This window comes from Kribbella sp. WER1 (assembly GCF_054189145.1).
Window position 1 is genome coordinate 1,614,393 of record NZ_CM135186.1, and the last position, 13,771, is coordinate 1,628,163.

Annotated in this window: 14 protein-coding genes; 3 read left to right on the forward strand and 11 right to left on the reverse strand. The window is 69.7% G+C overall.

The features are described from left to right. Positions 1-259 precede the first annotated feature (259 nt). Positions 260-2,365, reverse strand: a complete 2,106-nt coding sequence (locus ACXJJ3_RS07815) for a phosphocholine-specific phospholipase C (RefSeq protein WP_458169296.1) — start codon at positions 2,363-2,365, stop codon at positions 260-262. Between the two features lie 232 nt (positions 2,366-2,597). Continuing rightward, positions 2,598-3,677 (reverse strand): 3-deoxy-7-phosphoheptulonate synthase, encoded by a 1,080-nt coding sequence (locus ACXJJ3_RS07820; protein WP_458169297.1) that lies wholly within the window; start codon positions 3,675-3,677, stop codon positions 2,598-2,600. A gap of 745 nt (positions 3,678-4,422) precedes the next feature. Here ACXJJ3_RS07820 and ACXJJ3_RS07825 point away from each other — a divergent pair. Together ACXJJ3_RS07825 and ACXJJ3_RS07830 are read left to right on the forward strand one after the other, a co-directional pair. Then, complete coding sequence (locus tag ACXJJ3_RS07825; RefSeq protein WP_458169298.1) at positions 4,423-4,965, forward strand: histidine phosphatase family protein; 543 nt, start codon at positions 4,423-4,425, stop codon at positions 4,963-4,965. A gap of 262 nt (positions 4,966-5,227) precedes the next feature. Beyond that, positions 5,228-5,521, forward strand: a complete 294-nt coding sequence (locus ACXJJ3_RS07830; protein WP_134097793.1) for a WhiB family transcriptional regulator — start codon at positions 5,228-5,230, stop codon at positions 5,519-5,521. A 33-nt stretch (positions 5,522-5,554) separates the two neighbouring features. Here ACXJJ3_RS07830 and ACXJJ3_RS07835 read toward each other — a convergent pair whose 3' ends face one another. The 6 genes from ACXJJ3_RS07835 to ACXJJ3_RS07860 are packed head-to-tail and all read right to left on the reverse strand — an operon-like array spanning position 5,555 to position 9,587. Further along, on the reverse strand, positions 5,555-5,929 hold the full coding sequence (locus tag ACXJJ3_RS07835) for a PLD nuclease N-terminal domain-containing protein (protein ID WP_458169299.1): 375 nt from the start codon (positions 5,927-5,929) through the stop codon (positions 5,555-5,557). Positions 5,930-5,955: 26 nt separating this feature from the next. Continuing rightward, on the reverse strand, positions 5,956-6,834 hold the full coding sequence (locus tag ACXJJ3_RS07840) for an ABC transporter permease (protein WP_458169300.1): 879 nt from the start codon (positions 6,832-6,834) through the stop codon (positions 5,956-5,958). Further along, complete coding sequence (locus ACXJJ3_RS07845) at positions 6,821-7,594, reverse strand: ABC transporter ATP-binding protein (RefSeq protein WP_458169301.1); 774 nt, start codon at positions 7,592-7,594, stop codon at positions 6,821-6,823. The genes ACXJJ3_RS07840 and ACXJJ3_RS07845 overlap by 14 nt, the downstream gene beginning before the upstream one ends. A gap of 11 nt (positions 7,595-7,605) precedes the next feature. Then, entirely contained in the window at positions 7,606-8,670 is a 1,065-nt protein-coding gene (locus tag ACXJJ3_RS07850) for an ABC transporter substrate-binding protein (RefSeq protein ID WP_458169302.1), read from the reverse strand. Positions 8,671-8,696: 26 nt separating this feature from the next. Further along, complete coding sequence (locus tag ACXJJ3_RS07855; RefSeq protein ID WP_458169303.1) at positions 8,697-9,446, reverse strand: sulfite exporter TauE/SafE family protein; 750 nt, start codon at positions 9,444-9,446, stop codon at positions 8,697-8,699. 42 nt (positions 9,447-9,488) lie between these two features. Further along, positions 9,489-9,587, reverse strand: coding sequence for a putative leader peptide (locus ACXJJ3_RS07860; RefSeq protein ID WP_458169304.1), 99 nt, complete (start codon positions 9,585-9,587; stop codon positions 9,489-9,491). A 124-nt stretch (positions 9,588-9,711) separates the two neighbouring features. On the opposite strand from ACXJJ3_RS07860, the gene ACXJJ3_RS07865 reads away from it, so the two are divergent. After that, complete coding sequence (locus ACXJJ3_RS07865) at positions 9,712-12,288, forward strand: family 78 glycoside hydrolase catalytic domain (RefSeq protein ID WP_458169305.1); 2,577 nt, start codon at positions 9,712-9,714, stop codon at positions 12,286-12,288. On the opposite strand, the gene trmB is transcribed toward ACXJJ3_RS07865, so the two are convergent. The 3 genes from trmB to ACXJJ3_RS07880 are packed head-to-tail and all read right to left on the reverse strand — an operon-like array spanning position 12,266 to position 13,739. Further along, positions 12,266-12,970: a tRNA (guanosine(46)-N7)-methyltransferase TrmB gene (gene trmB / locus ACXJJ3_RS07870; RefSeq protein ID WP_458169306.1), complete on the reverse strand. Its 705-nt coding sequence runs from the start codon at positions 12,968-12,970 to the stop codon at positions 12,266-12,268. The genes ACXJJ3_RS07865 and trmB overlap by 23 nt on opposite strands. A gap of 20 nt (positions 12,971-12,990) precedes the next feature. After that, entirely contained in the window at positions 12,991-13,428 is a 438-nt protein-coding gene (locus tag ACXJJ3_RS07875) for an SRPBCC family protein (protein WP_458169307.1), read from the reverse strand. After that, the gene (locus ACXJJ3_RS07880) at positions 13,425-13,739 is read right to left on the reverse strand and encodes an ArsR/SmtB family transcription factor (RefSeq protein ID WP_458169308.1); all 315 of its coding nucleotides are present in this window, start codon (positions 13,737-13,739) and stop codon (positions 13,425-13,427) included. The genes ACXJJ3_RS07875 and ACXJJ3_RS07880 overlap by 4 nt, the downstream gene beginning before the upstream one ends. Positions 13,740-13,771: the final 32 nt, after the last annotated feature.

Consider the following 13,771-nt stretch of genomic DNA (forward strand, 5'->3'; position numbering starts at 1 on the left):
AGGTTCGAGACCAGCCCCGTTACACGACCACAGCTCGCCTCTCGCGGCGCGAGCACGCGTGGCCCGGTGGACGACAGGTAGGCACCTCTGCAGGCAAGCATGTGAACTCTATCCGGGACGCTGGCGCTGGCGAACGCTGCTCAGGCGGTTCCTGCTGGGGCGCCCGGTCGGGCGTTGGCACATACGGCACCTGTCAGCTCTTCCCTATCCTCACCACCACAGCACCAGCACATCCCCACTGCCACAGGAGTTTTGGTTGTTAGCCGGTGATGGTGGGGTTGCCGGTTTCTAGGTGGGCGGTGAGGCGGCGGCGGTAGGTGGGGTCGTCGGGGGTTGTTATCTCGACGTCGTACCAGCCTTGGTCGGTTGGCCAGAAGAGGGGGCGGGATTGTTTGCCGCGTAGTTCGAGTGTGGTGGTTTTGCTGCCGTAGTTGGTTGCGTTGAGCTTGACCGTCAGCTGTTTGCGGGAAGTGTTGACCAGGTGGAGCTGGAGGGCGCCGGCGCGGTTTTCGATGCGTACGTCGAGGCCGGCGGCGGCGCCTGCGGATGAGCCGGCGAGTTCTGCCCAGAAGCGGTTCGGGCCTTGGACGGCCAGTTCGAACGGGCCGTCGACGGGGATCTCGACGAGGGTCGGGGTGGTGCCGGGGGTCTTGTCCGGGTTGGGGTGGTGGACGTCGTGGTGGGTCGGGGCGGGGAGTTCGCCGCCGTACGGGTAGATGGTGAAGTGGGCGGACTCGGCGCCGTGGTTGCTTAGGGCAAGCATGAGTTTGCCGTCGGCCACTGATCCCGAGACGGATGGCCCGTAAGGCAGTGCGCGGGCGGGGCGGCGGCCGGGCTCCTGGACCGGGAGTGACTGGTCGGCGGGCGGGGACGGGTGCCAGCGGTCGATGGGGGGCGGGACCGGGGCGGGCTTGTCGACCGGCGGCTGGCGGTAGCTGCGGTCGAAGTCGAAGGTCGACGTCAGGTCGCCGCAGGCGGTGCGGCGCCAGGTGCTGATGTTCGGTTCGCGGACGCCGGTCCATTCTTCGAGGAAGCGCAGTACCGAGGTGTGGTCGAAGACCTGCGAGTTCACGTGGCCGCCGACGGTCCACGGTGACACCACGGTCATCGGGACGCGCGGGCCGAGGCCGATCGGCTTGCCGGCGTACCAGTCGTCGCTGTCGCCGGAGTCAGGCTGCGGTGCGACCGGCGGTGGGACGTGGTCGAAGTACCCGTCGTTCTCGTCGAAGTTCACGAACAGGACGGTCTTCGACCAGGTGTCCGGGTCGGAGGCGATCGCGTCGAGGACGTCGTAGATCAGGTTCGCGCTGGCGACCGGGGTGGACGAGCCGGGGTGCTCGGAGTCGACCGAGGACGGGACCAGCCAGCTCACCCGGGGCAGCGTGCCGGCCTTGATGTCGGCGCGCAGCCGCGGCACCAGCGACTCCGGCTCGGAACGGTACATCGCCTTGCGGAACAGCTTCTGGTCCGCGGCCGGCAGCTTGTCGACAGCCGCGGTCAGCTGCTGCAGGGCGATCGCCCGCTCGGCGTCGCTCTTCGCGAACAGCTTGTCGTAGAACTCCTCGGTCGTCCGGTACCCGCCCGGTACGTTCGCGAGGATCCGGTGCCCGACGTCCTTGAACGTCCGGAAGTACTCGACCGCGTTGTCGGTGAAGTTGTCCCACTCCTGGTAGATCTGCCAGGACACGCCGGCCTTCTCCAGCCGTTCCGGGTACGTCGTCCACTCGTAGCCGGCGTGGTCGTAGTCGTACGCCGCGTTCGTGACCGCGCGCTCCGTCGTACCGGGTTCGTTGCCGACCGTGCCCGACCAGAGGTAGGTGCGGTTCGGGTTGGTGGAGCCGTTGACCGAGCAGTGGTACGCGTCGCAGATCGTGAACGTGTCGGCGAGCTCGTACTGCAGCGGGATGTCCTGGCGCTCGTAGTGGGTCATGGTGGCGGCGGTCTTCGCCTGGACCCAGTCGTCGTTCCAGCCGCCGGCCCAGGCCTGGGTGGCGTCGGCGAATTCGTGGGCCAGGGCGTCGAGGTACTGGATGTCGTCCGGGTTGCGGCCTGCGTCGGCGGCGGCCTTGCGGAGCGAGAACGGGAGTACCTCGCCGCCACCGGATTTCGGCTGGTGGAAGATGCTCTTGCCGTTGCGCAGGCGGAGCGGGCGGTGGTCGCCGTACCCGCGGACGCCGCGCAGCGTGCCGAAGTAGTGGTCGAACGAGCGGTTCTCCTGCATCAGGACGATCACGTGCTCGATCGCGCGCAGGCCGCCACGCCGGGCGGGTAGCGCCATCGCTGTGTGCAGCGAGGGTGGGAGCAGCGAGACCGCTGCCCCACCCACGACCGAGCCGAGCACCAGGCGCCGGGACATGTCAGTCATGGTCCGGACCTTAAAGGCAGGCTGTAGCCGACGCTAGACGCGTAGGTGAACACTCCACCCGCCCCTCGCTTCGCTCGGGGCGGGGTTGGAATGAGGTCGCTGGCGCGCGGAGGTGGCACCAGCTCGCGCGGCACGATGAACAGCCAACTGCACCACGCGAGCGCCCACCGCGGAGCGGCGCCGGGCGGCGCGGGGCGGCGCGGCGCGCCGCAGGCGCGGCTCCCGGGCGGGGCTAGCCGCGGCGGGTGAGTGCTGCGGTGTGGAGTTGTTCGAGGGTTTGGATGGTGGTGTCCCAGCCCATGCAGGCGTCGGTGATGGACTGGCCGTAGGTCAGGGCTCGGGTTGGGTCGAGGTCCTGGCGGCCTTCCTGCAGGAACGACTCGAGCATCACGCCGACGATCGCCTTGTTGCCGGCCGCAACCTGCTCGCCGATCTCCGCGGCGACGATCGGCTGGCGGGTGTGGTCCTTGCGGCTGTTGCCGTGGCTTGCGTCGACGACCACCCGCTCGGGGAGGCCGCCCGTGCGGAGCAGGTCGACCGCGCCGGCGACCGAGTCGGCGTCGTAGTTCGGGCCGCTGTCGGAGCCGCGCAGTACCAGATGGCAGTCCGGATTGCCGCGGGTGTGCAGGATCGCGGGGGCGCCGTCGTGGTCGATACCGGTGAAGACGTGCGGTACGGCGGCCGCCTTGATCGCGTCGACCGCGGTGGCGATCGAGCCGTCGGGGCGGTTCTTCATCCCGATCGGCATCGACAGGCCGGACGACAGCTGGCGGTGCACCTGGCTCTCGACGGTACGCGCACCGATGGCGCCCCAGCTCACCACCTGCGAGATGTACTGCGGCGTGATCGGGTCCAGGAACTCGCAGCCGATCGGCAGACCGAGCTCCGTGACCTTGGTCAGCAGCTGCAGGGCGATCCGCAGGCCGCGGTTCACGTCGCCGGATCCGTCCAGGTCCGGGTCGTTGATCAGGCCCTTCCAGCCGAGCGTCGAGCGGGGCTTCTCGAAGTACACGCGCATGACGACCAGCAGTCCGTCGGACAGGCGCTCCGCGACCGGGCGCAGCCGCTCGGCGTACTCGAGGGCCGCGTCCGCGTCGTGCACCGAGCACGGGCCGACCACGACCATGAGCCGGTCGTCGGCGCCGTTCAGTACGTCGGCCACCGCCTGCCGGCCGTCGGCGACGGTGCGGGCGAGGTCGTCGTCGAGCGGGAACTCGTCGTGCAGCGCCTGCGGGGTGACCAACGGGACGGTCTTCTCGATCCGGCGGTCGACGACGCGGGACTGTTCGGTCGGTTTCGGCAGGGTGTTCATGAAGGGGGACCTTTCCGCCGGTCCGCTCGCGTTGCAGCGCAGGCAGCCGGCTGAAGAAACGAGAAAAGGCAAGGACGGGTGTCCTTGCCTTCGAGCCGGCTCTGGTGTCTGCGGTGGGCGTCAGCGATCGGCTGAGTCGCCCGGCACCAAGGCCGGCCACTCAAAAAATCGCCAATAGCAACGCTTCACGGGACAGACAATAGCACCCATGAACATCCGTACCACCCACCGAGACGAACTCCCGCGTTCGGGCTGGACCCGGCGGCGCGGGTCTTCATGCTGCGGAAAGTTGCCGGGCAGTAACCAGCTGCGTTCGGTTTCGTTGACTGCTGCAAGACCGGTCGAGACTTCGGGGAGTGCAGCAGGTGGTGAGGCCGCGGACCTTCGAGTTGGTGCGGTATCGGGATCCCAGTGGTGTGTCGGGCACGGGTGTGGTGGCGGAAGGGTGTGAGTTCACCGACGGTTCGGTGGCCCTGCGCTGGCGCGGTGACAACCCGGCGACCGCCGTCTGGCCGAACGTCGAGTCCATCCTGGCCGTGCACGGTCACCAGGGCGCGACGGAGATCCGCTGGATCGACTCGCCGCGACCGCCTGGCAACCTCTTCGAAGAGCTGCATCAGGTCCGGTCCGCAAGTTCGGTAACAGATCCGCTCCAGCCGCCGCCCGGCCACCCGCGTGGATGGGCGGGGGCCCGACATCTGAGGTAGAACGTGGCCGTGATCCAGATCCACCATAGGCAGCGCCCATGCCCGTGACGCAGATCTACCTGGTCCGCCACGGTGAGCCGGACTACGAGCCGATCGACTCCCGCGGCTGGCCGGGGACGGCGGCCGACTCCGCCCCGCTCACCACCGTCGGGATGAAGCAGGCCGAGGAACTGGCCGACCTGCTCTCCGGCATCCGCGCGACGTACCTGGTCAGCTCCCCGTTCACCCGGGCCCTGCACAGCGCCGCGATCATCGGCCACCGGCTCGCGCTCGGCGTCAAGGTCGACCACGAGCTCCGCGACTGGCTCCCGGACCACACCGGGCGGTGGCGCAGCGCCGCCGACGTCCGCGCGGCGCAGGCCGAGCTGGAGGCGTACGACGGGGAGTGGCCGGAAGGCATCCAGCGTCCGTGGGAGCCGCTGACCCGGGTCCGCGAACGGGCCCTCGACGCCCTCGCCCGGCACACCGCGAGCACCGACGGACCAGTACTCGTAGTGACGCACGCGACCGTCATCCGGGCGTTGACCGGCGCGACGGACATCGCGCACGGAGCGCACGAGTACTACCGCTACGACGCCTGAAATCAGGCGTTGAAACGGCGCCTGGGCATCTGCACGTGCAGACGACTTTGCACCGATAAAGTGACCTATGTCACATCAGGTGATGACGTGAACACGCTTTCCGCCTGAAAACCGCCGATCACGGGCCGCGACGGCCCCGCGCGGGCTCTCCGCGATAACGATGCGCCCGAACTTCGAGACAACAAGGGTTGAACTACGTAAGAGATGAGCATAGTTTTCACCGAGCGCCCGTCCGCGCTTACGGTGAGTCAAGGAGGTTGCCATGTCGAGAGGGATGCCTCGCCTGCCCCGCCCGCTCATGGATCTGTGGGACTGGCAGTCACAAGCTGCTTGCCGGGACGTCAACCCGGAGCTCTTCTTCTCACCCGAATCGGAGCGTGGCGTTCGCAAACGCGCTCGCGAGATGGTGGCCAAGTCGCTGTGCGGCACCTGCCCGGTGCAGCCCGAGTGCCGGCAGCACGCGCTGTCGGTCGGTGAGCCGTACGGCGTCTGGGGCGGCACCACGGAGTCCGAGCGCGACAACACGGTGCTGCCCGAGCACCGCAAGTCCGCGTAGCGCCCGCACCTGACGGACGGAGGGCCTGGGAAATCAGGCCTTACCGTCGTCTGCGTCGGCGTCGGTCTCGCCGTCCTTCGGCTTGTCCTCCGGCTCCGGCGGCTGCACGGTGGTCCGCGGGTCCCGGTACCGGTCCAGCGACTTGAGGAAGTCCGGATCGTCGTCGGGAGCCATCGGCCGTGCGGCCGGCGGTGCCGCGGGCCGTCGTACGGCGGCCTCCGGACGCTCGACCTGGGTACGCGACACCAGCAGCCAGACGATCGGCCCGGCGAACGGGACGAACACGATCAGGAGGATCCACACCAGCTTCGGCAGGTGCGGAACGTCCTCGTCGGGCGTCTGGATGCAGGAGAACAGCGCGTACACGGTCAGTACCAGGCTGATCAGGAACGGCAGGAATCGGACCACGTTCCAACAGTACGGCCCGGGGTGTGTCAGCGTGCGGAGGCGGTGAGTCCCCGCGCGCGCAGCACGCTGTTCTCCAGCGGGCGGAAGACCAGCAGTTCGATGCCGACGCCGACCACGAAGATCAGCACGATGCCGGCGAACACCATCGAGATGTCGGACAGCGACATGCCGTTGTGCAGGAACTGCCCGAGGCCTTCGCCGAGTTCCGGCGAGGTGGCGATCAGCTCGGCCGCCATCAGCGAGCGCCAGGAGAACGCCCAGCCCTGCTTGAGCCCACCGAGGAATCCGGGCAGCGCGGCCGGCAGCAGGATGTACCGGATGCCGCCCCACCGCCCGGCGCCGAGCGCCTTTCCGACGCGCGGCAGGATCGGCGGGACCTGGTCGAGTCCGGACACGAGCCCGTTCGCGATCGAGGGCACCGCGCCGAGCAGCACGACCCAGTAGATCGCCCGGTCGTTCAGCCCGAACCACAGGATCGCGGCCGGTACCCACGCCACCGACGGCAGGCTCTGCAGCCCGGAGATCAGCGGCCCGATCCCCCGCCGGACGACCTGGACGTTCGCGATGGCCAGCCCGAGCGGGACCGCGATCAGCAACGAGATCGCGAACCCGATCACGGCCCGGTGCACCGACACCCAGAACAGCTCGAGGATCTGCCCGCTGGTCACCAGCTGCCAGATCTGTCCCCAGACGGCGACCGGCGCGGGCAGCTTGAACTCGGGCCAGAACGCCGCCGCCCACAACGCCTGCCAGATCGCCACGAACACGACGATCGCGCCGACCGGCGGCAGCACCCGGGCGGCGATCCGCCGGAGCCGCGAGCCTTCCGGCGCGTGCACCGGTGTGTCGAGCGCGTCGAGCCCCGCCTCGACGGCACCTTCCTCCTGCAGGTCAAGCGGCGGCATGGCTGCTGATCACCTTTCGCAGCGCGGTGTTGATCTCCTCGACCGTCTCGGGCGTGTCCTGTACGTCCCACTCCCGCACGACACGTCCCGGCCGCGACGACAGCAGTACGACGCGTTGCCCGAGCCGGACGGCTTCGCGGACGTCGTGCGTGACGAAGAGGATCGCCGTACCGGTGGCGCGCCAGATCCGGAGCAGCTCGCCCTGCAGGACGTCGCGGGTGATCGCGTCGAGCGCGGAGAACGGCTCGTCCATCAACAACAACGACGGCTTGCCCGCGTCGGCGCTGTCGGTCGTGGAGGCGAGCGCGCGGGCGAGCGCAACCCGTTGCCGCATGCCACCGGACAGCTCGTGCGGACGCTTGTCGCCGAGTCCCGCCAGCCGCACCAGTTCGAGCAGCTCGGCCGCCTTCGCCCGGCGCTGCGCCTTCGGTACGCCGGCCATCCGCAGCGGAAGCTCGACGTTCCCGGCCGCCGTCAGCCACGGCATCAGCGCGGCCTCCTGGAACACGACGGCCGGCCGCGACGAGTTCAGCTCGATCGTCCCGGCGGTCGGCCGGTCGAGGCCGGCGACCAGGTTCAGCAGCGTGGACTTGCCGCACCCGGACGCGCCGAGCAGGCAGACGAACTCACCGCCGCGTACTTCCAGGTCCACGCCGTCCAGCGCGACCACCGCCTTGCGGCCGCTGCCGAACGCCTTGCCCACTTGGTGAAACCGCACCGGGCTGAGCTGGTCCGGCGGCGCGTCCACGGTTGCGGTCATGGTCTTCTCCCCTACTTCGCGTCGAGGCCGGCGGCGTCGACGGTCGGCTTGCCGGCCTTGGTGAGTACGTCGTTCAGCGGGCCGAGGTCGGCGAATCCGGCGACGTTCGGCGCCTGCTTGGCGATGCCCGCGGTGACCTGGTCCTTGGCGAGCTGCGGGAACGTGCTCGCGACCGGGTCCGCGGTGATCTGGATGTGCTCGAACGCACGGTCGATGACGGCCGGCTTCAGCGCCTTGCCGGTCGCCTCCTTCAGCTGCTCGTTCACGACGGTCTTCGCGTCCGCGGTGTTCGCCGTACTGAAGTCGATCGCGGCGACCAGCCCGGTCAGCAGCGCCTTCACGGTCTCCGGGTGCTCCTGCAGGAACTGGGTCCGGACGATCAGCACGGTGGTCGGGAACTTGCCGCCCGGCCACAGCGACGCCTCGTCGAGCAGGACCTTCGCGCCCGCGTCCAGGACGAGCCGCGACGACCACGGCTCGGGCAGCCACGCGGCGTCCACGTCGCCCTTCTTGAAGGCGTCGAGGGTCTGCGCGTTCTCCAGGTTGGTGACCTTCACCTTGCCGGTGAGGTTCTGCTGGGCGAGCCACTTCTTCAGCGACACGTCCTGGGTGTTGCCGAGCTGCGGCGTGACGACGGTCTTGCCGATCAGGTCGGCGGGCTTGGTGATCGACGGCTTCACCACCAGCTGCGCACCGCCGGACGTCGTACCGGCGATCAGCCGAACCGCTTCGCCGTTGGACTTCGCGTACGCGTTGATCGCGGGTCCGGAGCCGATGAACGACGCGTCCAGCGAGCCGCCGAGCAGCGCGCCGACGGCCTCCGGGCCGGCGTTGAACTTGGTCGGCACCAGCTTGGTGCTGCCGAGCTCCTTGGTGAACAGGCCCTTGCCGAGGCCGACGAGAGCCGCGGCATGGGTGACGTTCGGGAAGTAGCCGAGCCGCAGCTCGGAGGCGGGACCCTTGTCGCTGGAGGCGGCCTGGGTGGCGTCGTTGCCGCCGGCACGGGAGCAGCCCGCGGCGGCGACGGTGAGGGCCAAGGTGGCGGCGAGCAGGCGGAGCGGACGGATGATGCGCACAGGAAAACCTTTGGCTTGGAGGAAAGTCAGGAGACGAGTTCGAGTTCGCGGCTGCTGTCCGGGACAGTGCGGCGGACAGTGCGACGGACGCCGTACGTGACGATGGCGGCCCAGCCGAGGACGAGGGCCGCGTAGACGGCGTACCGCGGGCCGGCGGTGACGTCGAGGCCGTGCAGGACGGTGCGTGCGTTGGTCAGGATCAGCACCAGGCCGACGCCGACCGAGACCAGGAACTCGGCCGCGTTCACCGACCCGACCGCGCGCCGCGGCGCCAGCTTGCCGCTGGTCAGCAGCGCGGAGTTCGCGACCGGGCCCCAGCCGCCACCGCCGGTGGCGTCGATGAACCCGGCGACCAGCCCGAGCGGGCCGAGGAACTTGCCGGCCGGTCGGCCCTCGACCACCGCGCGGGCCCTCCCGGTGCCGAACCGGACCAGGATGTAGACGCCGAGCAGGAGCAGCAGACCGGCTACCCACAGCGACGCGGACTCGGTCGACAGGCTGGACAGGAACGTCGCACCCGCGAACGCCCCGACCGCACCGGGTGCCCCGATCAGCGCCACGACTCGCCAGTCGACGTTCCCGAACCGCCAGTGCGACAGCCCGGAGGCGAGCGTGGTGCCGACCTCGGCGAGGTGCACCGAGGCGGACGCGACGGCCGGCGTGATGCCGGTGATCAGCAGGGCGGTACTGGCGGTGACGCCGTACGCCATGCCGAGCGTGCCGTCGACGAGCTGGGCGATCGAGCCGAGCAACGCGATCAGGATCAGACGACGCATGGAGGCGCTCCTGCGGGTCGGGAAGGAGACGGACGGACGGTGCTACGCCGTCGGTCGACACCCCGCCGAGTTCACCCGCAGCAGATCGACGTGCCGGCGCCGGGTGAGGGCGTCTCCGGGCGCGTTCGTGATGATCTGCATACGACTATGAAAGCGGACAAAGTCAAGCAACCTGCTCTGGTTTCGCGATGTGAGACGAGAAATCGAATGCCGGATCTGGTCAGAAAGGTTGAACCGTGGAGAGCCCGCTCATACGGTCGTCATCGTGCTGACTCCCCGCTCTCTCAAGACCGAGTACGCCGTCCAGCCGCTGGGCGTCGACGTACCGCGCCCGCGGTTCAGCTGGGTCGCCGAAGCGCCCGGGTACGGCGCGACCCAGACGACGTACCGGGTGCTGGTCGCCTCCGCGCCGGAGCTGCTGACGCCGGAGCGCGCGGACGTGTGGGACTCGGGCACGGTCGAGTCGGCGCGGACGTTCGGGATCGAGTACGACGGGCCGACGGCGCCGCGGACGACGTACCACTGGACCGTCCGGCTGGACGACGGCGACTGGGCCGAGCCGTCCTGGTTCGAGACCGGGCTCGGCGACGAGGGGTTCGGGACCGCGCAGTGGATCGGCGGCGCGACGGACAGTGCACCGCTGCTGCGGAGCGGGTTCGCGGTCGACGGGACGGTCCGGCGGGCGCGGCTGTACGCGAGCGGCCTCGGGTACGCCGACCTGCGGCTGAACGGGCACGCGGTCAGCGACGCCGTCCTCGATCCGGGCTTCACGGCGTACGACCGCACTGTTCTCTATGTGACACATGACGTGACCGGGCTGCTGCAGGTGGGCGACAACGTCGTCGGCGCCGAGCTCGGCCGCGGGTTCTTCGGGCTGACGTCGGTGAACGTCTGGCGCTGGCACGACACCCCCTGGACCGCCGACCCGCGGCTGATCGCGCGGCTGGTGATCGAGTACGACGACGGCCGCGTCGCCGAAGTGGTCACCGACGAGACGTGGCGGATCACCGGCGGCCCGACGCTGTCCGACTCGCTGTACACCGGCGAGACGTACGACGCCCGCCGCGCGCTGCCCGGCTGGGACGCGCCCGGGTACGACGACTCGTCCTGGTCCGCGGCCGCCGTCGTCGAGGCGCCGAAGGGCAAGCTGACGGCGCAGGCCCACGAGCCGATCCGGGTGATCGAGACGGTCGACCCGGTCGAGGTCACCGAGGTTCGCCCCGGCGTCTGGATCGCCGACTTCGGGCGGACGGTCGCCGGCTGGACCGCACTGACCGTGACCGCGCCCGCCGGGACCACGATCAGCCTCACGCACGGTGAGACGGTTGCCGACGGCAACGTAGCGGCCTGGAACGTGCACGTCGACGGCGACCGGATCCAGCGCGACGAGTACGTCGCGGCCGGGACCGGCGTCGAGACCTGGGAGCCGAAGTTCTCCTACAAGGGCTTCCGGTACGTGCAGGTCGAGGGCGCCGCGGCGGACGTCCGGATGCGGGTGGTGAACTCCGATGTGGCGTCGGCGACCCGGTTCGCCTCGTCGGAGCCGGCGTACGAGCAGTTCGAGCAGGCGATGCGGCGGACGGTTCTCAGCAACCTGCACGGGATCCCGACGGACACGCCGTACTTCGAGAAGAACGGGTGGACCGGGGACGCGCAGGTCGGTGCGCCGACGATGCTCGCGACGCTCGACCTGGCGCGGTTCTTCACCAAGTGGCTCGGCGACATCCGGGACAGCCAGGCCGACTCCGGGCAGCTGCCGGTGATCGTGCCGACCAGCGGGTGGGGCTTCACCGACCTCTCCCCCGCGACCGAGTGGCCGACGGTGTACCCGTTCCTGCTCCGCGAGATGTATCGCTGGTACGGCGACGACCGGCTGCTCCGCGAGCACTGGGACTCGCTGACCCGGTACCTCGGCTGGGAGCTGGACCGGGTCGAGGACGGGTTGTCGGTGAGCGTGCTCGGCGACTGGCTGCCGCCCGGGTTCGGCGACGGCCCGGCGCCGGAGGACCGCCGGCTGACCGGTACGGCGTACCTCTACCGGGCGGTCGTGGTGGCGGCCGAGATCGGCGAGGTAATTGGCCGGCCCAACGACTACCGGAAGGCCGCGGCGGAGCTCGCGGACGGGCTGAACCGGGCGTTCCTGGACCGAGAGGCCGGACGGTACCGGTCCGACGACGACCCGGACTACCGGCAGACGTCGAACGCGGTCCCGCTGGCGTTCGGGATCGTGCCGGAGGACATGGCCGACCGCGTCGCGGCAAGTCTCGCCGCCGACGTGGAGGCGCGCGGATTCCACCTGAACACCGGCTGCCTGGGCGTCGGCGTACTGCTGCCGGTGCTGACCGCGCACGGATACGGCGACGTGGCAACGAAGGTCGCGCGGCAGCGGAGCTACCCGAGCTGGGGGTACTGGTTCGACCTCGGCGCGGACACGATGTGGGAGAAGTGGGAGGACGACTCGCGGTCGCGCAACCACTACTTCCAGGGCACCGTCGTGCAGTGGATCTTCGAGAACGTCGCCGGGCTCCGGGTGGTCGACGCAGGCTGCGAGCGGATCGTCGTCCGGCCGGACGCGCGGGACGACGTGGACTCGGCGAGCATCCGCACCGAGACGATCCGCGGGCGGGTCGCGGTGTCCTGGCAGACGACCGGGCGGGTGCTGTCGCTGGACGTGCAGGTCCCGGTCGGTACGACGGCCGAGGTGCAGGTGCCGTCGGCGCGGGCGGCGGACGTCGAGGCGGTACCGCGGTCGTTCGCCGGCGAGCCGACGTACGCCGACGGGTACACGGTCTATACGGTCGGCGCCGGGCAGTGGTCGTTCACGAGTCGGTCCGCTTCGTGAAGATGAGGTCGCGGACGTCGCGGCCTTCCGCCTGGGCGCGGGACTCGAACTTGGTCACCGGGCGCCACTCGGGGCGTGGCGCCCAGCCGTCGGAGGAGTTGCGCAGGGTCGGCTCGGCCGTACCGATCGCCAGCATCCGGTCGGCGTAATCGGCCCAGTCGGTTGCCAGGTGCAACGTTCCGCCCGGCTGCAGGCGGGACGCGATCAGCGCCACGAACGGCGCCGTCACCAGACGGCGCTTGTGGTGCCGCTTCTTCGGCCACGGGTCCGGGAAGTAGATCCGGACCCCGGCCAGCGCGCCGGGGGCGACGTGATCGCGCAGGAAGTCGAGCGCGTCGCCCTGCAGCAGGCGGACGTTGTCCAGGTCGTACTTCTCCACCCAGAGCATCAGCTGGCCGAGGCCGGCCGGGTACACCTCCGCGGCCAGATGGTTCACCTCCGGCGCGGCCACCGCGAGCTGCGCGGTCGCCTCGCCCATCCCGGACCCGATCTCCAGCACCGTCGGCGCCGCGCGCCCGAACCAGCCCGCCAGGTCGACGACCCCGTCCGGCAGATCCTCCTGCGTCCGCCCCAGCACCGGCCAGTGCGACTCCCAGACACGCTGCTGCCCGGCCGTCATCCGCACACTGCGGCGAACGGTGCTGAACACACCCGCCTGCCTGACCTGATCCGTTGCTCCCACCAACAGGATTGTAGGAGAACTCAGAACTGCAGGGTGCGGCCGGTCTCCAGGAAGGTCTTCAGGTTGGCGAGGATCGGGCCCCAGCCGTTGCGCCAGCCGTCGACGGTGTCCTCGGCGATCTGGTCGTGGACGACCTCGAGCTTCACGACCGTGTCACTGCGCGGCTCGATCGTGAACGTGACCCGGCCGGGCGTCTCGTCGGAACGCTCCGCGAGGAACTCGTTCTTGAACGTGTACGCCAGCGTCTTGGGCTCGTCGTACACCAGGACCTCGCCGGAGTCGGTGAGGCTGTCGTCGGCGCTGTCGTAGAACCGGACCGCCGAGCCGACCGACCAGTCGGACTCGATCCGGCGGCCGAACCAGTACTGCTTGGTGAACTCCTCCGTGGTGAGAGCCGCCCACAACTTCTCCGGGGTGGTCTCTATGTACGTGACGTGGATCATTGCCGGTTTGCTCATGACTGCTCCTCCAGGGCTGCTTTCAGGGCGCTGAGGGCGCGGAGTTTGTCGCGCTCGTAGTTGCTCAGCCACCGTTCGGCGATCTCGTTGATCGGCACCGGGTTCAGGTAGTGGAGCTTGTGCCGGCCGCGCTTGACCGTGACCACGAGATTCGCGTCCTCGAGGATCCGCAGGTGCTTGGTGACGCCCTGCCGGGTCAGGTCGGGCAGCAGCGCGCACAACTCCTGCAGGCTCTGCCCGTTCTGCTCCCGCAACGCGTCCAGCAACCGCCGCCGGCCTTCGTCGGCCAAGGCTTTGAACACCAGCTCCACACGAGCACAATAGGCAACCAAAAAGTTGCCTG